This window comes from Candidatus Neomarinimicrobiota bacterium (assembly GCA_022567655.1).
Classification (GTDB): Bacteria; Fidelibacterota; SORT01; order SORT01; family SORT01; genus JADFGO01.
This window is the reverse complement of sequence record JADFGO010000041.1, coordinates 1-18,167: the sequence shown is the minus strand read 5'-3', so window position 1 is coordinate 18,167 and position 18,167 is coordinate 1. Positions and strand designations below refer to the sequence as shown.

Sequence of the window (18,167 nt, the reverse complement as noted above, 5' to 3'; positions counted from 1 at the left end):
TTTCCTCGTTGTTGGGCTGGTTAGAATTGCTTGAGGACGCTGATAAAGATAAGACTTCAAAACTGCTTTCTGAGATGAAAGCCGACGTGAAGCGGTTGAACAGGATAGCAAACCGGTTTTCTCAAATCGGGACGGGGGGTGGTTTAAAGCAGTCAAATCTGAATGAAGTTATCGAAAGGGTGGTGGCATATCTCAAAAAAAGACTTCCGCAAAAGGGGAAAACGATAGAGTTGACGGCTAATCTTGAGAATATTCCGGAGATTCCACTCAACGTAGATTTATTTGAGTGGGCGCTTGAAAACATTATCAAAAACAGCGCGGACGCAATATCGCGTGATAATGGCAAAATCGAGATATTTTCATCATTCAACGACAAAACCGGGAAGGTGGAGATAACCGTTAAGGACAATGGTGTCGGTATTCAAGGACGATTCAGAAAAGAGATATTTAAGCCCGGTTACAGCACGAAATCAAAGGGATGGGGACTCGGTCTAAGTCTTGCAAAACGGATAATTGAGGAATATCATGGGGGTGAACTGTCTCTAAAAGAATCGAAACAGGACGAAGGAACGACAATGCAGATAATTCTTTCTTCAAAGTGAGTTTAAGAGTACCGGAATAAATATTTTGTTTGATGCTTGACATAGGGTATGAATGATCCCAATATTTTAGTGAGGGCTTTTAAAAAAAGTTTGGCTGCCGATCTTTGCCGGGATCGATCAGCAGCCAAGGGAGCGTGAAAAGAAAATCAATGCGATCTTTTCCTTTTCTATAGAGTAGGACGTAAAATCCCCTCAAAAGGTTGCACCTTTTTTACCCGGGCTTACCGATTTCTTCCCTGATTACGCTTGACTTTTTAATACCCTTAGAGTAACATCATGCGTATTTTTTAAAGAAGGATGATATGCTGACACTATTGATATTGATGGGTCAACCGCAAAATGGCGGAGAAGGATCCGGTATTTTCGGCTTGCTTCCATTTATACTGATTTTCGTAATATTCTATCTTCTCCTTATCAGACCTCAGATGAAACAACAGAAAAAGAAACAGGCTATGGTAAAATCATTGAAGAAGGGAGATAAGGTTGTCACTGTCGGGGGCCTACACGGTACTATTGAAGGTGTTAAGGATAAGGACGAAGTGCTCATATTGAAAGTGGCTGATAACGTTAAAGTTCGAGTTTCGAGAAGCGCTATAGCATCCCAGCTCGATAAATAGGTTTTTATTTGAGCCAGCTCGGTCTGAAATATTACGGAGATCCTATCTTACGGAAGGAGACCGATTCTGTCAAGGATTTCGATCACAGCCTCGAACTGTTTGCGCAGGAAATGATTGAAACGATGCGTACGAACGACGGGGTAGGTTTAGCCGGGCCCCAGGTAGGCGACTTACGCAGCCTTATTGTAATCGATGTCAGCAGCGAAGAAGATGAGGAACCAGTAGAACCATTGATACTGGTCAATCCGGATATTAAAGAGCTCTCGGGAAGCTGTGTGATGGAAGAAGGATGTTTGAGCATACCGGATGTGAGAGTCGAAATAGAGAGACCTGAAGAGATCAGGATCAAGTTTCAGGACGTCAAGGGAGTGAAGAAGGACCTTAAATGTGATGGGATTCTTGCGAGAGTCATTCAGCACGAGGTCGATCATCTGAGAGGCAGACTTATGATTGACTACCTGAGCCCTGTCAAACGCGATCTGCTCAAATCAAAACTTCAGAAGATTTCGCGCGGGGACATTTCTGTGGGGGTCTAAACGGTTGAACTCTTCATGTTCAACGATTTAAAATGAATATTATTTTTATGGGAACGCCCGATTTCGCTGTTCCCAGCCTTTTAAAGTTAGCGAAGAGCGGGTATAAACCGGTTGCGGTAGTTACCGGAGCTGATAAAAAAAGCGGTAGAGGACAAAAGCTGATCCCGACTCCGGTTAAGAGTGCGGCTGCTGACATGGGAATTCCTATTTTGGAGCCGAAAAGCCTCAAGGACTCCTCCTTTATCAGAGAAATCGCATCACTCGACGTAGAACTATCATGCGTTGTGGCATTCAGAATACTTCCCGACGAGCTTATAAGTATTCCTAAAAGAGGCACGGTAAATCTTCACGCTTCGCTGCTGCCCCTTTATCGCGGTGCCGCGCCCATACAACGCGCAATAATGGCGGGCGAAAAGATTACCGGCGCCACGACGTTTTTTATCCGACGGGAAGTAGATACGGGAAATATTCTACTTCAGAAATCTCTCCCTTTAGCTGAAGACGAAGATTTCGGGTCGCTCCATGACAGGCTTGCTGAACTTGGCGCTGATCTGCTGTTGAAGACGATTGAAAGGATAAAATCGGGAAAATTGAAAGAAATCCCTCAGGATGAAGCAAAAGCGACGAACGCCCCGAAGATCAAGTCAGATGACCTTAAAATAAATTGGGATAACTCAGCCGGCAGGATACACGACCAGGTTAGAGGGCTTTCGCCTTTTCCGGGCGTTTCGGCACGGGTCAACAACATGGTAATAAAAATTTTCAAAACTGAGATAAGCGATGAAACGGTCGAGGGATATTCACCGGGAGAGATTAGTAGAATAACCGGGAGTTATTTCACAGTTGCTACCGGCGATGGGAGTCTGAAAGTTCTCGAACTTCAGCGTCAGGGTAAAAAAAGAATGGAGACGTCGGAATTTCTCAGGGGAGTAGATCTATCAACCGGGGACACTCTAACCTAAAATGATAACATGACGACTGAGATGTTAAGTCAGAAGAGAGTCAAACGACCTGATGACGGGAATGTTCGCAAATTAGCGCTCGATTTATTGCTGCAGTCAAAAAAAACCGGGAAGTATATCGATCGACTTCTGAGCGATGCTCTCGGCAGGTCGGATATTCCCTCTCGTGATAAAAAATTTCTTATGGAGTTGGTAAAAGGCGTGACTCGAATGCAGGGGTTATTGAATTACTATTTGGTGGAATTGTCTGACGGCAGGGTAACGAATCTTCCGCTCCCTATAAAGTATATCATATTTATCGGAATGTACCAGCTGATATACATGGATTCCGTTCCGCCGTATGCGGCGTTGAATGAATCGGTGGAGCTTTCCAAGCGGTTAAAAGATCGGAAAATGGCGGGACTTGTCAATGCGCTATTGAGAAATTTTCAAAGGAGGAAGGAAGAAATAGATGAGAAAATCGGCTCGCTTCCCACGCACGAACGCCTCTCTGTCGAATATTCACATCCTGCATGGGTGATTGGAAGGTGGTTGAGCAGGTTCGGATTGAGCGATACGGAAGAACTCTGTTCATTTAACAATTCCGTACCGGTGATAACTGTCAGGAAGAACATGTTGCGTAACAATCATCCTCGGCTCGACTCCGCTCTGCATGATGAGAATCAAAAGATAGCACTGTCAAACTACGCGAAAACATACTATACGCTCCCAAAAGGATTTGATATTTCGAGCTGGGATGCAATAAAAGAAGGAGAGGTTACCGTTCAGGATGTGAGCGCCGGACTCTCTGTGCTCCTGCTTGATCCTCAACCGGGAGAGACGGTGATCGACATGTGTGCGGCGCCGGGAGGGAAGACAGGAGCAATCGCCGAACAGATGAAGGATAAAGGGAGGATTGTTGCCGTCGATTCCGATAAGTACCGCCTTTCCTTAGTAGAAAAGCAGTCGGAAAGGCTTAAATTGAGGTCAGTCGAATTCATTGAGGGGGACGGGAAAAATATCAGCCTCCCTACGGCAGATAGAATTCTCGTGGATGCGCCATGTTCCGGCACCGGTGTATTTGCGAAACGGTCCGATATCCGCTGGCAAAAATCAGAAAAAGATATCGAGGAGTTATCGTCACTGCAAATTGACCTTTTGAGAAACGCGGCAAGATATTTGAAAAAAGACGGGGTCCTCGTTTACAGTACTTGCACGATGGAACCGGAGGAAAACCGCGACGTCATCCGGAAATTCCTGAAAGAGCACGAAAATTTTAAAGTAGATGATGCAGCTGGCTTTGTCGAAGAGAGTTTAACCGAAGCCGGCGCCGTTGCAACCTATCCTTTTAAACACTATATTGACGGTTCGTATAGCGTCCGATTATTAAAAAGCTGACTTGACGTCAGATAAAATCACGGCTTGAATTTGAAAAAATACTGGAATGTGCTTCAATACATCTTTTACACCGGGCTGATTTTAGGGGTTATCGGCATGATAATGGATTTTTTCGTCATGCCGGCGTATGTGAGACATGGTCAGGTGGTTATACTTCCTGATACGCAGGGAATGGTCATGGAGGATGCTGCTACATTATTGGAAAGCAGAGGGTTTATCCCGATAGAAAAGGAGCCGAAAATTACAACTGCATTTGAGCCGGGCCGTGTATACGAGCAAAACCCGCGTCCGTTTTCAAAAGTGAAGAGAGGGAGACGTGTGTACCTGACTCCGACGTTGGAAGAGCGGCTTTTGATTGTGCCTGATATAATAGGCTTGTCACAACGAAACGCGAAACTTAAAATCGATCGCTCCGGATTTAAAATAGATTCTGTCTTTTTTGATTATTCAGAGAAGATTTTGGAAGGAGCGGTTATAGCCCAATCTCTTCCCCCGAACATCGAAGCTAAAAGGGGGACTCCGATCTGGTTAACGGTGTCGCTCGGAGGTCAACCTGATCATTTTAGAGTTCCCGAACTCAGGGGAAAAAGTCTCAAGAGAGCTAAAGAAATGATAGCCAAAGCCGGGTTGATGGATGGTAAAATCAGCTACAAGTTGGGTGAAGATCTCATTCCCTATACCGTATTATGGCAGTCGGTAAAACCGGGAACCAGGCTCAACAAAAGGCTGCCTGTTGATCTGATCGTGAGTATTACAGATTTGGATCAGATTCCGGAGCCGGAGGAAGAAATATGACCGAAATAGTTCCGTCACTATTGTCTGCCGATTTTTCCATACTTGCCGAACAGGTAGCTCTCATGGAAGAGGCAGGAGCGAAAAGGTTGCATTTCGACGTTATGGACGGGCATTTCGTCCCTAATCTCACATTCGGCGCTCCCGTCGTAAAATCGTTGAGAGATAAGAGCAGCCTGCATTTTGAGGCTCATTTAATGGTGACCAATCCCGAAGAGCTTCTTGAGGACTTTTTGAATGCGGGCGCAGAAACCATTATCGTTCACGAAGAGGCAACGAACCACCTCCATGGTCTTCTGAATGAGATTAAATCCGGAGGGGCAATCGCCGGAGTATCCCTCAATCCCGCTACTCCGCTCTCTTCAGTGATGGAGATAGCAGATGAATTGGATTTTTTACTTGTCATGACCGTCAATCCCGGTTTTGGAGGTCAGAAGATGATCAAATCCGCTTTGCAGAAAGTTAAAAAAGCCAAAGAGCGCATAAAGAGGGATAATTTGTTAGTTGAGGTGGATGGTGGGATAAATTTAGATACGGTCCGGGATGCTTCAAACGTAGGTACAGACCTACTGGTGAGCGGTTCCGCGATATTCCATTCAGAGAACCCGGTACAGATGTTCAGAGACCTGACCGAAAAAGCAAATTCAAATATGGATTCATAACTATATGGCTCTTCAACTTGAAATAAGGAGAAAACTGATACATCTGATCTCTATTTCGATACCTGTCGGGTATTTATTTATCGAAAGAGATACGACTTTGGTGATATTGGCAGCGGTGTTCGTTCTGTCATTGAGCATTGAAATCGGGAGGCTGTTCATCCCCCGGATTCGCAGCCGGGTACACCCGATTTTTGCACCGATTATGCGGGTTGCCGAGGAAAGGAAGCTGTCCGGTGCCACCTATTTGCTTGCAGGCGCGTGGATTACCATATATTTTTTTGAGAAAGATATAGCTGTTATCGCACTGCTTCTCGTGTCTATCAGTGATGCCGCCGCAGCAATCGTGGGAACAGCGTATGGTAAAATTCATCTCTGGCAAAAAACATTGGAAGGCTCGACTGCGTTTTTCGCATCGACGGGACTGATCATGATTGCAATGAGGAATCTCAGCGTCGAGCAGATGCTCGTGGGGCTCTTCGTAGGCACTCTCGTTGAACTATTACCTATCCCGGTCAACGATAATCTCACGCTGCCGATTTTAACCGCTCTGGTAATGCAATCGGTTGGAAGTTAAATACATCTTGATTATTGCATCGTAAGGCAATAAATTTACTATCCTTAAAACGCTTAAAAACATAATATGGCATCCACATTTTCAAAAGAAAACATAGCAGAGATAGAAGAGGTTCTCGGTGTAAAAGCCAAGGAAGGACCGAATTATTACAGGTTTATTCTCGAAAACAAAGAGGAAAACCGAAAATTGTCGCTTGAGATTTATCCGGAAATTCCGATAGGGAAAAAAGAAGGCAACCTTATTTCCATTTACACTTTAAATGCTCATTTGCAGCTTCATTTCTGCGCCGGCTATGTCGTCAGCGAGATGCTCGACGAGGTGACTTTCATTACTGAGGATTCAGGCAAACTTTCGGGACTTATCGTTGAAAAAGGCGCCGGTTGTTCTCTCTATGCAAACGTGGACAGGGAGTTGCTTTCGGGCGATTTTACAGCCCTGGGTCCTGAAGTAATGCTTTCGGGAATCGCTCTTTCTCTGACAGAAGATGTAATAGACAGTAAGTAATCAGAACATAACCTTTCTAAGCCAGGTGATACTACCTCACTTAAATAATTTCTCATAGTTTGCTCGGATTCTTGAACATAGCTGCTTTGCTGGGTCTATCCGCCGCGCTGATTCCCCTGATACTTCATTTGCTGAACAGGAAAAGAAAGGACGTAATAGAATTCAGTAGTTTAATGTTTCTGCGGGAATTGGAAAAAAAAGAGATGAACCGTTTGAAAATAAGACGGCTGTTGCTGCTGCTGATAAGAACTCTCGCGGTAATTTCGATCGTACTCGCTTTCAGCAGACCGACGCTCCGCGGCTATCTACCGGGGTCTTCGGTATCAACTGCTGCTGTGATCGTTATCGATAATTCGCACAGCATGCGTCTTAAAGATAGAGATGATTCTCTGTTTGACAGGGCATTGACTGCGCTGTCGGAAATAATTTTAACTTTGAATGAGCAGGATAAGTTTGCGATAATTCCGACGGTTATTGATTTAGCTGATCGGGATGGTCGGTCCGTCTGGTTGAAAAAAGAAAATAACGCTGTCGACCGAATCACAATTACCAACGGATCTTCCTATCTTATGAATAGTGTTGAGGAAGGTCTGAAAATGTTGAGCACTGTTGAAGCCGCTAACAAGGAGATGTTCGTACTGAGTGATTACCAGCTAAGCTCCGGAGAAAACGGGGAATCTGCCTATGACTCCATGCCGCCGGACGTTCATTATTATCTTGTGGAGGTTAAAAGTGATGAAGTCAATTATTCTGTCAGGAAAATCGACGTAGTCACAAAAGTTTTAAGAAACGGGGGGAATGCGAGCATTGACGTAATTCTTCGCAGTAACTCGACTGAGCGGCAAGACGTTAGAGTAGACCTGTTCCTCCAAGGGAAAAGGGTCGGACAGTCTACATTGTCCCCCGTAATGGGAAGCGATGAAAAAGTCAGCTTCGTTGTTCCCGTCAGCGGTCAGGGTTTCTTAGAGGGATTCGCGGAAATAACAGAAGATGCGTTAGCTGCGGATAACAGAAGATATTTTTACCTCTATGTCCCTGAACGGGTAAACGTACTTGCAATCGGCTCACAAACCGATCTTCTTTTCACTCTGTTAGCTCTCAAATCTTATTCATCTGCAAATTGGAACACGAATGTTAAAGAGATTACTCCTTTTGAAACGGACAAGGTAGTGATGGAGGATTACGACGTGATCCTGCTGACGGCAACTTCACCCAACAGCGAGATGTTAGGAAAACGGTTGGAATCGTTCGTCCGTAACGGGGGAGGGCTGTTGATCTTCCCCGGAAAGGATTTCGATATAGAAACATACAACAGACTCTTTGCCGTAAGGTTAGGACTTCCGGGAATTAGAGGGATAATCGAGACGGGTGATGATATCGACAGTTATCTACCGTTTGATTTCATCGATTGGGGGCATCCTCTGTTTGCGGGAATTTTTTTGACAAACAACGACGCTGTCAGTTCTCCTAAAGTAAAAAAATATTATGCCTTAAACGATTTTAAGATCGGTAATGATCTAATAAGTTTGGAGGGTAATATCCCATTTTTAAAAGAATTCAGGTTGGGAGAAGGAAATATAATAATGATGCTGAGCGCTCCTCTGCTCGATTGGAACGATTTTCCATTAAAAGGCCTATGGGTACCCTTCGTTTCAAGAAGTGTCGAATATTCGATGACGGGACACTCAGCCTTTAGTGACACGGTTCAAGTGGGGAATAAGCTGTCATTTGATCTTTCACTGAACGAAGTTGAAAAGAATCTCGAACTGGTTACACCCGGCGGCATCAAATACAATCTGCTGCCCGCTGAGAGAGGAGGACGATTGGTCGCTGAATTTGAAGAGACCTATGCTCCGGGTTCATATTTTTTAAGGGCGGACGGAGAAAAGATTGCGCTTAAAACTGTAAACGTATCTGAAGAAGAGATTGCTCCGGAAAAAGATCTCGACTTTTATTATCGGAAGTTCGACGCCGCTAACGTCAGCAGGAGCTCTCCTTCCGAAATCAAATCAGATATCATCGAGTCCCGGTTGGGTGTTGAATTATGGCGTTATTTTGCGTTCCTTGCATTACTTTTATTGATAGCCGAAATGGCGCTGCAGGGTAAGAAGAGAAAGGTCGATAAAACTTCCGACGCACGATCGGCTTTAAGTGTGAAGCCTTGACCGTACTGGATTAGAGCTAAGAATTGACAAAGATCAGATCAAAGATAAAGAGCCGGCAAAAAGCAATCCTGATGGGTGTGGGAACCAGCGATATTGCTAAGGAGGAGCTCGAAGAGTCCTTGGAAGAGCTGCGGCAATTGGCGGTTACAGCCGGCGCTGAAGTTATAAATGTCATGCTTCAACGGATGACTTCAATCAACCCTGCTACGTATATCGGGAAAGGGAAAGCAAAAGAACTGTCGGATGAAGTCAAGAGCCGGGAATGCGATTTAGTGATCTTTGATGACGAGCTATCGCCGGCACAGGCGGGATCGCTTGAAAGAATATTAGAGTGCAGCGTAATAGATCGAACCGGCTTGATACTCGATATATTCGCGCTTCATGCGCGAACCAAGGAAGCAAAAATTCAAGTAGAGCTTGCTCAGAACAAATATCTGCTTCCCAGGCTGACCGGACAGTGGACGCATCTCGAAAGGCAGGAAGGCGCTATCGGTACAAGAGGACCCGGCGAAACGCAGCTCGAAACTGACCGGCGGGCGGTTAGAAGGAGGATTTCAAAACTCGAGAAAGAGCTCGATAAGATCGATTCTCAGAGGGCGGTGCGGAGGGCGAACAGGAGAGGATTCAAGCTTGCAGCTGCGATCGGTTATACGAACGCCGGGAAGACTACACTTTTAAACGCCCTCTCGGGCGCAAACGCTCTCGTTGAAGACAAACTTTTCGCAACTCTTGATACGATCGTACGCAAAGTGTCTCTCCGGAAGGGTGATGAACTTCTCTTGAGTGATACTGTCGGATTTATCAGGAAACTGCCTCATGATCTCGTAGCATCGTTTAAGAGTACTCTTTCGGAAACTATTGAGGCCGATCTACTTCTCCATGTGATCGATTCGAGTCAGCCTAATATAACGGCACGGATGGAAGCGGTGACGTCAGTGCTCCACGAAATAGGGATAGAGGATAAGCCGATGATTCACGTTTTTAACAAGTCTGATCTCGTAGAATCAAGCGGCAAGAAAAAGTCACTCATGAAGAGTTTCCCGGACGGGGTATTTATTTCAGCCGCAAGGGGAGAGGGGTTGGAAGAATTGAAGGATAAAATTTATGAAAAAATCTCCTTCGAAAACGTAACAAAAACAGTGTCGATCCCCGTCAGCGAAAGTCGTTTTTTATCAGAGATACATTCATCCGGCAGGGTTCTGAACGTCAGTCAAATGGATGGTCAAATTCTGATAGAATTCGAAGCTACCGTTGAAGCGGCATCGAAAATTCAAAATAAAGTAAACAAACTCGCAGAATAGATTCCCCAAAAAATCATAGACCCCGGCGGAGTGGTTACAAGGGAACCGTATCGTTCACGGTGGGCACCTCCAGGGCGCTTCACGCTTCCGCCTGTTTACGGCGGCATGCACTCCACGTCCTGAGTTGGGCTCCCTAACTAAGAGTGTTGGTTCCAAATGAAACACTCTTGATCGTCGGGGTCTAAATCAGAAAGACTATGTCAAAGATCAATGGCGCCTCCCATTTGGGTTACATACCTGACGTCCATTAATAAGATACCGATTCGAAATTAATAAATCAACTAAGAAGAGAAATATTTATTCCGACGAGGAAACCATGACTTTTTCGCCTTCAGACTTCGCGATTGTGATAGTGCCGACCGAATCGCTCCAGACGTTTACAGTAGTCCTCATCATATCGAGAACTCTGTCGACCGCTATTATCAATCCCACGCCTTCGAGAGGCAAACCTACCGCATTTAAAATGATGCTCATCATAACGAGACCCGCCATCGGAATTCCGGCGGCGCCGATAGAGGCGAGTAATGCGGTCATTACCACAATGAGCTGTTGGGTGAATGAAAGGTCGATGCCGTAAGCCTGTGCGATGAATATTGCAGCAACACACTCGTACAAAGCAGTTCCGTCCATGTTGATGGTTGAACCGAGAGGAAGGACGAAACTGGTTATCTTGTTTGATACGCCCGCCTTTTTTTGTACGCTGGTAATCGTCAGAGGGAGAGTGGCTGACGAAGAAGAGGTCGAAAACGCCGTGGTGAGGGCATCACTCATATTCCGAAAAAATTCTAACGGATTGACCTTTGCTACAAGTGCTAATACCAACGGAAGCGTGATGAGCGCATGAATCAACAGGCCGCCCGCTACTACCGACATGTAGCTCAACAACGGGACAAACGCTGAAAATCCCGTCTTGGCGACAATTTTGACCATAAGTCCGAAAACCCCAATCGGCGCAAGCCTGATGATCACTCCGGTCATTTTCATCATTATCTCAAAAAACGTTTCGAAAAGTTGTGTTACACGGATTCGAGAAGACTCCGGTAAGCGGGTGACGAAAAATCCGAAAAAGATACAGAAGAAAATTATCGGTAATATCTCTCCGTCAGCCATGGATGCAACAGGATTGACCGGGATCAATCTGTAAAGTATATCGACAGGGGAGTCAATCGTGGATAGTCCCGTCGGGGCTTCTTCGAGACCTAAGTCCGCACCTACTCCCGGTTGAACAATGTTGACGAGTATCAGTCCCGTGATAATAGCCAATAAACTCGTGCTAATGTAATAAATGAAGGTTTTAGCGCCGAGCTTACCGAGTTTCTTGGCTGAGCCGACGCTCGTCACACCTGAGATGATCGAAGCAATGATAAGCGGAATGATTATCATTTTCAGGAGTCGGAGAAAGATATCGCCCAAAAAAGATATCCAAATTATTCGTTCGCCGAAGAGAGCGCCGACAATAACCCCGAGAAAAAGGGCTATTAAAATTTGCCAGTGCAATTTCAATTTCACAATATCGTCTCCGCAGGTGACTGATTTAGAATATAGGTTATGCAGTATAGGACTCAGCAACCTTATCGGCAAGAGGAAATAATCTATGGTATAATGTTCGAATAATCGGAATAGAATTGCGGTATAAGTGAAATATATATTGAATGTTACGGGCTAATATCCGATAATAGGTCGATTGTAAGGAAGAAAAATAATCTTCAAATATAAAGGTGAATCGAATGCCGAAAAAAAGGACGGTTAAGGAAGACTTAAACCTCAATAATATCGTTGGGAAGCAATTTGATAAGGCAGCACGGACTTGTAATATTCCTCAAGGGCTGATAAGACAAATAAGGGAGTGTAATGCGGTTTATCAGATGCAGTTTCCTGTTAAGGTAGGGCGTCACTACGAACTATTTCTCGGATGGAGGGCGGAACACAGCCAGCATAAAAAACCGCTGAAGGGTGGTATCCGGTTCAGTCCCTCAGTATCACAGGACGAGATCATGGCGCTTGCGGCTCTTATGACCTATAAATGCGCTATCGTAAACGTCCCGTTCGGCGGTTCTAAGGGGGGAGTTCGAATTGCGCCCTGGAAGTACAATAGAAGTGTGATGGAAAAAGTCACCCGGAGATTCACGGCGGAGTTGATCAAAAAAAACTTCATCGGTCCGGGAGAGAACGTGCCGGCTCCGGACATGGGAACCGGTCCGCGTGAGATGGCCTGGATTGCGGATACTTACGACGTATTTCACCCGGGCGGTTTAGATAACATGGCATGCGTAACGGGTAAACCTGTGGAGCAGGGCGGAATTCAGGGTAGAAGAGAGGCGACCGGAAGAGGTATACAATATGGAATAAAGGAAGCCACTTCTGATAAAAAGGCGATGAAACGCATCGGACTATCTACCGGAATTGAAGGGAAAACCGTTGCTATACAGGGTTTTGGTAATGTCGGATGGAACGCCGCCAGGTTTATGCACGAAGAAGGATGCATAATTGTCGGTATAGGCGAATGGGACGGCTGCATAATAAACCCGAAGGGGATCGATCCGGTTAAGGTTATCAAACATAGACAAAAAACGGGTTCGATAAGAAACTTTCCCGGCGCTAAAACATTAAAAAATCCAAAAGCCGTGTTGGAGTTGGAATGCGACATTCTGATTCCGGCAGCTTTAGAAAATCAGATCACGCTTGAAAACGCCGGACGAATCAAATGTAAAATATTAGCCGAAGGCGCCAACGGACCCACAACGAACGGCGCGGAAGATATACTTCTGAAAAAAGGCATATTGGTAATCCCTGATATATACCTGAACGCAGGAGGTGTTACGGTTTCTTACTTTGAGTGGGGTAAAAACCTGACTCATATGAGATACGGCAGGATGGAAAAAAGGTTCGATGAAATAAAAACAGAGCGATTACTGAACATAAGCGATCGATTTCTTGAAAAGAGGCTTGATAAAAAAGTCAGACAGTCCATTATCAAAGGACCTGACGAGATAGACCTCGTCAATTCGGGATTAGAGGAAACTATGCGCGATGCTTACAGGGAGATCATGGAATTACATAACCGCAGAAAAAAGGTTACTGACCTGCGAACAGCCGCGTTTGCGCTCGCAATAGAAAAGGTAGCCAAGACCTATCTTCAGCTGGGCATATTCCCTTAGAGCGTCCGCCGGTAATATTCGAACTTTATTCCGGTTCCGTTCCAGTCATCGAAATACGAAATGATCCTCGTATCTCCACCCATCTGAGTTGATATTCCCTCCCTGACGCATCCTGTAACGTAATTATAACCGCGGTCTTTACACCACCAGAGATAAGTCTTCTTCAGTTCGGAAGCAACGCCCTTCCCCCGATGTGAGGGGATGATGCCGAAGGCGTAAGTATAAAGAGTGTTCTCAGCGCCGAGGTTTTCATCTACGGCAGCCCACTCCATGTCGCTAAAATGTTCAAGCGGGACTCCTATGATGAAACCGACAGGATCTCCGTGATGACGTGCGATAAAAGGAAGCGTTGAAGGTGGATTAAAATACCTGAGAATATCCTTTTTGGTTGCGAGCAGCTTCAGTTCAAAGCTATCCACGAGCGATTGAGAAATCTTTATCAAAGGTTTTATATCTTCTTTACCGAGCGACCGAAGAAGTTCAATCGTGAATCCACCGTCAATATTTCTGATGACCTTTGAAGCCGAATGAGCGGAAGCCGGATCTATTCCCTCCGGTAGAGCAGTGTCACTCATCTGTGAAAATATAGTTTCATAACACAATATCCTTTTTCATGTCAGGTCGTACATATATTTAAAAATAACCTCAAACTGAGACTGACCGCTTCAAAAAAGCCGTCAGAGAATAAAAAGGCAAGGGAATTACGCTGATAAAGGTTGAAACATATATCAAGGCATGATAGATTTAATCCTTTAAAACATGGGAATAAATGAGTTTTACAGACCGCTTAAGCTCTCTTATAGATAGCAAAAAGAGCCACCTGTGCATCGGATTGGACGTTCAGCCGGAAAAGTTTCCGAAGTCTGTTATCTCGTCTGCCGATCCGGTGATCGAATTCAATACTCAAATAATAAAATATACCGAAGACATAGCAGCTGCATATAAAATTAATCTTGCGTTTTATGAAGCTCTGGGAAATGAAGGATACCGGCTGCTTGAAAAGACGCTTTCGATGATCCCCGATGAGGTTCTTTCCATAGCTGACGGTAAAAGGGGAGACATCGGTACGAGTTCGGAAATGTACGCAAAGGCACTTTTCACGGAACTTGAATTTGATGCCGTCACGGTGAACCCTTATATGGGTCATGATTCCATTGAACCGTTCACACGGTATCCTGAAAAGGGCGTATTCGTCCTTGTTCTGACGTCGAATCCGGGTGCGATGGATTTCCAGAAATTCAACGGGGGGAATGGCAATCCGTTATATATCGAAGTGGCAACAAAGCTTTCCGGGTGGAATAAAAACGATAATATCGGTATGGTGCTTGGAGCGACTCATCCGGAGGAGTTAAAACGGGCAGTGGAATCAGCTCCCGGATTGCCCTGTCTGATCCCGGGGGTCGGGAAGCAGGGCGGAGATCCGGAAGAGTTGAAAAAAATATTCAGTAATAACAGAAGCAACTCTTTTCTCGTAAATTCTTCAAGGGCAATTATTTATGCTTCGGATCAAGAAGACTTTGCTTCAAGGGCAAGAGAAGAAGCGAAATCACTGCGGGAGGTTCTTAATTAACCGGTGTTGACAAACAGAGAAATAGAAGATTTATTCGTCGAGTCCGGTGCATTAAAAGAGGGACATTTTAAATTGACTTCGGGACTGCACAGCTCCCGGTATGTGGATAAATTTAAGATATTGAGCAAGCCGCGGCTCGCCTCACCGCTTCTGACAGAGATGGCTGAAAGATGGAAAAGCAACGACATCGAGTTGGTTGTCGGACCTGCGGTTGGTGGGATAATATTGTCATATGAGATTGCCCGCCAGCTCGGCTGCGACGGAATATTCCTCGAAAGAAAGAACGGGAAAATGGCTTTATCGAGAGGATTTTCTATAGAGAAGTCTCAAAGAATTCTTATAGTGGAAGACGTCGTAACCACGGGCGGCTCCGTAAACGAAGTTTGTGAAGTGCTGAAACAATTAGGCGGAGAGATTGCGGGGATCTCACTAATGGTTGACCGGAGCGGCGGGAAAGTAGATTTTGGCATTAAAACCGATTCGTTGATACAGCTGGATCTGGAACTCTTTGAGCCCGAGAGCTGTCCCATGTGCAGCGATGAGATCGAGCTCGAAATACCCGGCGGCAGCGGGAAGGATGCCGATTGAAAATTATCACTCTTGCCTCCGGCAGTAACGCCAATTCCACGTTTATCGAATCGGGAGAGACAAGGCTTTTAATCGATATCGGGCTTTCAGGGAAGGCTACCATGGCGATGCTCAAGGAGATAGGTGTTCTGCCGATGAGTATTTCGGGGATATTCATTACTCATGAACACAAAGATCACTGCCGCGGTCTGAACCTGTTTACAAAGAAATATAACGTCCCCGTCTATGCCAATGAAAAAACTGCAAGCGCCATCGCGGAGGAGCTGTCACACGCGCTGAATTTACGCACGATTTCGGAGACGGAAGAGGTGCAGATCAACGGCGTGAAGATCATACCTTTTAGTGTACCTCATAACAGCGTTGAACCGGTCGGGTATAAAATTATAGCAGGGAGGAAAAAGACAGGTATTCTCACTGATTGCGGGTTTGCGACCAATCTGATCAAGGAGAGATTAAAAGATGTTGACTTACTGATCATCGAGTCGAACTATGACGAAGAGCTGCTTAAAAACTCGGCGTATCCATGGTCTATCAAGCAGAGAATAAGCGGAAGGTTAGGGCATCTGTCGAACAGTGAATCGGCATCGCTGATCGCCAAAATATTCAAAGGTCGACAGGCGAAGGTGATACTCGGACATATATCTGAAAATACGAATACACCGGAGCTGGCGCTTAAAGCGGTAAATTCAGCGCTGAACGGAGACGAAAAATTCGATCACGTGATATATCAGGCACCGCGAAAAGGATTAGGAACGGTGTTCGAGCTATGAGCCTGTCAAAAACGTTCGATTTATTTAAGTAAATATGCAATTATCCTTTGATATAGTTATATTTCCGTGAACAGTGATATTAAGCGATTTAAAACAGGCAAGAAATTAGGATAGGTTAAGATTAAATCAGGAGAAATTTAAAATGAGGATAACCGGAATCTTATTGCTAACGGCAGGAATACTCTTTAGCTGCGCGAAGAAATCAGAAAGCGACACATCGATGGGAAAAAATATGACGTATGAAATATTAAGCGCAGAACAGATAGAGGCAGTGATGCAGGCAGTAACGGATATTGAAATACCGACGATAGATTCAAACGAAGTCGCTGTTATCGAGACCAAATTCGGCAGGATGGTTATAGAGTTCGACGTAGAAAACGCTCCGGTTCATTCTGCGAACTTCAAAAAACTTGCAAATGCGGGTTATTATGACGGCATAACGTTCCACCGGATCATTTCCGGCTTTATGATACAGGGTGGAGATATTAACTCTCGCGATGATGATCCCACGAACGACGGTTCGGGCGGTCCGGGATATACTTTAGGCGCGGAAATCCACAATGTTCACAAAAGGGGTACAGTGGCGGCGGCAAGGACCGGGAATGACGTAAATCCGGAGCGGAGATCGAGCGGGAGTCAGTTTTACATTTGTCACGTTGACATACCGCATCTTGACGGTGAATACAGCGCATACGGTCAAGTGATAGAAGGTCTTGATGTAGTTGACAAGATCGCCGCGGTAAGGACAGGTCCCGGCAACAAACCGCTTGAAGTCGTGGTGATGCAGAGAGTTTATATGACCACGAAATCCGAGTTGAATAACTGAAAAACTCACAGGATACTTTTTGACGCTATCACACATTAATGACGACGGCAGCGCCTCGATGGTGGACATTTCAGATAAAGATCTGACCTCGCGAAAAGCTATAGCGTCGGGACGAGTGAAATTGAACAAAGAGGCATTTGACGCCCTGGTTCAAAACAAAATAAAAAAAGGTGACGTACTTACCGTTGCAAACATAGCGGGAATAAACGCGGCGAAGAAGACCTGGGAATTGATTCCGCTCAGTCATCAAATAAACCTGCGGCACATAAAGATCGACTTCGAGCCTAACGAAGAAAAGTTGGAAATAGATATAATATCGGAGGTGAGGAGTGAGGACAAAACAGGCGTGGAGATGGAAGCTCTGACCGCTGTGTCGGTTGCCGCATTGACTATTTACGACATGTGCAAATCACTCGACAGAGCCATAGAAATCAGCATGGTGAAGCTGAATTTTAAGTCCGGCGGTAAAAGCGGAATATTTGAAAATGAGTAATCTAAATGACATTTTGACTCCTTTTTTTTCGTTAATATAAGCGGTTGAACAGAGGAAAGACCGCGAATAAAGGAGAAAAAAATGGTCAAAGCGATATGGAATGGAAAAGAGATTGCTGCAAGCGAAGAATGTATTGTAGTAGAAGGAAATCAGTATTTTCCTCCCGAAAGCGTCAAAAAGGAATATTTTAAGGATAGCAGCAACAGCTCAATTTGCCCCTGGAAGGGCACAGCGAGCTATTACAATTTAGAAGTTGATGGTGAGAGTAATCCGGATGCCGCCTGGTACTACCCGGACCCTTCAAAAGCCGCAATGGAAATAAAAGATTACGTGGCGTTCTGGAAGGGAGTGGAGATACAAAAATCTTAAACGATGAGAAAAATTAAGAATGTCTAACGTTAGTATAATAGCGGCGTTTTTCGGGGGATTTATATCCTTTATTTCTCCGTGCGTACTCCCGCTTGTGCCTGCCTACATCTCGTTCGTTTCCGGTTTGTCTATGGAAGAACTCAAGGATGACGCGAGTAAGAGGAATAATAAAAGAGTTTTACTATTCAGCCTCTCGTTCGTACTCGGGTTTTCTGTTGTGTTTATAGCGCTCGGCGCTGCCTTAGCGGGCCTGTTTGCCGCGTTTTTCAAACAGCCGTTGTTTTATAGAACGGCGGGACTG

The 18,167-nt window shown here is 45.2% G+C and carries 21 protein-coding genes and 1 other RNA gene; 19 read left to right on the top strand and 3 right to left on the bottom strand.

Annotated elements, in window-relative coordinates; all coding sequences use genetic code 11:
- The 11 genes from IID12_05860 to hflX all read left to right on the top strand — a co-directional run.
- Window positions 1–602: HAMP domain-containing histidine kinase (locus IID12_05860; protein MCH8288612.1), on the top strand; the 602-nt coding region annotated here is incomplete at its 5' end.
- Window positions 603–904: 302 nt separating this feature from the next.
- Window positions 905–1,219, top strand: coding sequence for a preprotein translocase subunit YajC (gene yajC / locus IID12_05855; GenBank protein MCH8288611.1), 315 nt, complete (start codon window positions 905–907; stop codon window positions 1,217–1,219).
- Window positions 1,220–1,227: 8 nt separating this feature from the next.
- A complete protein-coding gene (gene def / locus IID12_05850; protein MCH8288610.1) occupies window positions 1,228–1,755 on the top strand; it encodes a peptide deformylase in 528 nt (175 codons plus the stop codon).
- A 32-nt stretch (window positions 1,756–1,787) separates the two neighbouring features.
- Window positions 1,788–2,717 (top strand): methionyl-tRNA formyltransferase, encoded by a 930-nt coding sequence (locus IID12_05845; protein MCH8288609.1) that lies wholly within the window; start codon window positions 1,788–1,790, stop codon window positions 2,715–2,717.
- A 9-nt stretch (window positions 2,718–2,726) separates the two neighbouring features.
- Entirely contained in the window at window positions 2,727–4,094 is a 1,368-nt protein-coding gene (gene rsmB, locus IID12_05840; protein ID MCH8288608.1) for a 16S rRNA (cytosine(967)-C(5))-methyltransferase RsmB, read from the top strand.
- A gap of 30 nt (window positions 4,095–4,124) precedes the next feature.
- Complete coding sequence (locus IID12_05835) at window positions 4,125–4,889, top strand: PASTA domain-containing protein (GenBank protein ID MCH8288607.1); 765 nt, start codon at window positions 4,125–4,127, stop codon at window positions 4,887–4,889.
- The gene (gene rpe / locus IID12_05830; GenBank protein MCH8288606.1) at window positions 4,886–5,548 is read left to right on the top strand and encodes a ribulose-phosphate 3-epimerase; all 663 of its coding nucleotides are present in this window, start codon (window positions 4,886–4,888) and stop codon (window positions 5,546–5,548) included. Before IID12_05835 ends, rpe begins: the two co-directional genes overlap by 4 nt.
- A 4-nt stretch (window positions 5,549–5,552) precedes the next feature.
- On the top strand, window positions 5,553–6,122 hold the full coding sequence (locus IID12_05825; GenBank protein MCH8288605.1) for a hypothetical protein: 570 nt from the start codon (window positions 5,553–5,555) through the stop codon (window positions 6,120–6,122).
- 66 nt (window positions 6,123–6,188) lie between these two features.
- On the top strand, window positions 6,189–6,626 hold the full coding sequence (locus IID12_05820) for a hypothetical protein (GenBank protein MCH8288604.1): 438 nt from the start codon (window positions 6,189–6,191) through the stop codon (window positions 6,624–6,626).
- 71 nt (window positions 6,627–6,697) lie between these two features.
- Window positions 6,698–8,791, top strand: a complete 2,094-nt coding sequence (locus IID12_05815; GenBank protein ID MCH8288603.1) for a BatA domain-containing protein — start codon at window positions 6,698–6,700, stop codon at window positions 8,789–8,791.
- 23 nt (window positions 8,792–8,814) lie between these two features.
- Entirely contained in the window at window positions 8,815–10,092 is a 1,278-nt protein-coding gene (gene hflX / locus IID12_05810; protein ID MCH8288602.1) for a GTPase HflX, read from the top strand.
- A gap of 15 nt (window positions 10,093–10,107) precedes the next feature.
- Here the strand turns inward: hflX and ssrS are convergent.
- Both ssrS and IID12_05800 read right to left on the bottom strand, forming a co-directional pair.
- Window positions 10,108–10,276, bottom strand: a non-coding RNA gene (gene ssrS, locus IID12_05805) — 6S RNA.
- A 113-nt stretch (window positions 10,277–10,389) separates the two neighbouring features.
- Window positions 10,390–11,604, bottom strand: a complete 1,215-nt coding sequence (locus IID12_05800) for a dicarboxylate/amino acid:cation symporter (protein MCH8288601.1) — start codon at window positions 11,602–11,604, stop codon at window positions 10,390–10,392.
- A gap of 215 nt (window positions 11,605–11,819) precedes the next feature.
- On the opposite strand from IID12_05800, the gene IID12_05795 reads away from it, so the two are divergent.
- A complete protein-coding gene (locus IID12_05795) occupies window positions 11,820–13,250 on the top strand; it encodes a Glu/Leu/Phe/Val dehydrogenase (GenBank protein MCH8288600.1) in 1,431 nt (476 codons plus the stop codon).
- On the opposite strand, the gene IID12_05790 is transcribed toward IID12_05795, so the two are convergent.
- Window positions 13,247–13,825 (bottom strand): GNAT family N-acetyltransferase, encoded by a 579-nt coding sequence (locus IID12_05790; protein MCH8288599.1) that lies wholly within the window; start codon window positions 13,823–13,825, stop codon window positions 13,247–13,249. The genes IID12_05795 and IID12_05790 overlap by 4 nt on opposite strands.
- A gap of 194 nt (window positions 13,826–14,019) precedes the next feature.
- On the opposite strand from IID12_05790, the gene pyrF reads away from it, so the two are divergent.
- The 7 genes from pyrF to IID12_05755 all read left to right on the top strand — a co-directional run.
- Complete coding sequence (gene pyrF, locus IID12_05785) at window positions 14,020–14,820, top strand: orotidine-5'-phosphate decarboxylase (protein MCH8288598.1); 801 nt, start codon at window positions 14,020–14,022, stop codon at window positions 14,818–14,820.
- Between the two features lie 6 nt (window positions 14,821–14,826).
- Window positions 14,827–15,408, top strand: a complete 582-nt coding sequence (locus IID12_05780; GenBank protein ID MCH8288597.1) for an orotate phosphoribosyltransferase — start codon at window positions 14,827–14,829, stop codon at window positions 15,406–15,408.
- Window positions 15,405–16,178, top strand: coding sequence for an MBL fold metallo-hydrolase (locus IID12_05775; GenBank protein ID MCH8288596.1), 774 nt, complete (start codon window positions 15,405–15,407; stop codon window positions 16,176–16,178). Before IID12_05780 ends, IID12_05775 begins: the two co-directional genes overlap by 4 nt.
- A gap of 232 nt (window positions 16,179–16,410) precedes the next feature.
- Entirely contained in the window at window positions 16,411–17,004 is a 594-nt protein-coding gene (locus tag IID12_05770) for a peptidylprolyl isomerase (protein ID MCH8288595.1), read from the top strand.
- A 19-nt stretch (window positions 17,005–17,023) separates the two neighbouring features.
- Window positions 17,024–17,497 (top strand): cyclic pyranopterin monophosphate synthase MoaC, encoded by a 474-nt coding sequence (gene moaC / locus IID12_05765; protein ID MCH8288594.1) that lies wholly within the window; start codon window positions 17,024–17,026, stop codon window positions 17,495–17,497.
- An 81-nt stretch (window positions 17,498–17,578) separates the two neighbouring features.
- Window positions 17,579–17,866 (top strand): DUF427 domain-containing protein, encoded by a 288-nt coding sequence (locus IID12_05760; GenBank protein ID MCH8288593.1) that lies wholly within the window; start codon window positions 17,579–17,581, stop codon window positions 17,864–17,866.
- 19 nt (window positions 17,867–17,885) lie between these two features.
- Window positions 17,886–18,167 (top strand): cytochrome c biogenesis protein CcdA (locus IID12_05755; protein MCH8288592.1); only part of this gene is annotated, 282 nt, incomplete at its 3' end.

Bases quoted from the DNA above. Each gene is read 5' to 3' on its own strand.
- yajC (MCH8288611.1), top strand. From the start codon at position 905: ATGCTGACACTATTGATATTGATGGGTCAACCGCAAAATGGCGGAGAA.
- IID12_05845 (MCH8288609.1), top strand. From the start codon at position 1,788: ATGAATATTATTTTTATGGGAACGCCCGATTTCGCTGTTCCCAGCCTT.
- rsmB (MCH8288608.1), top strand. From the start codon at position 2,727: ATGACGACTGAGATGTTAAGTCAGAAGAGAGTCAAACGACCTGATGAC.
- rpe (MCH8288606.1), top strand. From the start codon at position 4,886: ATGACCGAAATAGTTCCGTCACTATTGTCTGCCGATTTTTCCATACTT.
- IID12_05825 (MCH8288605.1), top strand. From the start codon at position 5,553: ATGGCTCTTCAACTTGAAATAAGGAGAAAACTGATACATCTGATCTCT.
- IID12_05820 (MCH8288604.1), top strand. From the start codon at position 6,189: ATGGCATCCACATTTTCAAAAGAAAACATAGCAGAGATAGAAGAGGTT.
- IID12_05795 (MCH8288600.1), top strand. From the start codon at position 11,820: ATGCCGAAAAAAAGGACGGTTAAGGAAGACTTAAACCTCAATAATATC.
- IID12_05790 (MCH8288599.1), bottom strand. From the start codon at position 13,825: ATGAGTGACACTGCTCTACCGGAGGGAATAGATCCGGCTTCCGCTCAT.
- pyrF (MCH8288598.1), top strand. From the start codon at position 14,020: ATGAGTTTTACAGACCGCTTAAGCTCTCTTATAGATAGCAAAAAGAGC.
- IID12_05770 (MCH8288595.1), top strand. From the start codon at position 16,411: ATGACGTATGAAATATTAAGCGCAGAACAGATAGAGGCAGTGATGCAG.
- IID12_05760 (MCH8288593.1), top strand. From the start codon at position 17,579: ATGGTCAAAGCGATATGGAATGGAAAAGAGATTGCTGCAAGCGAAGAA.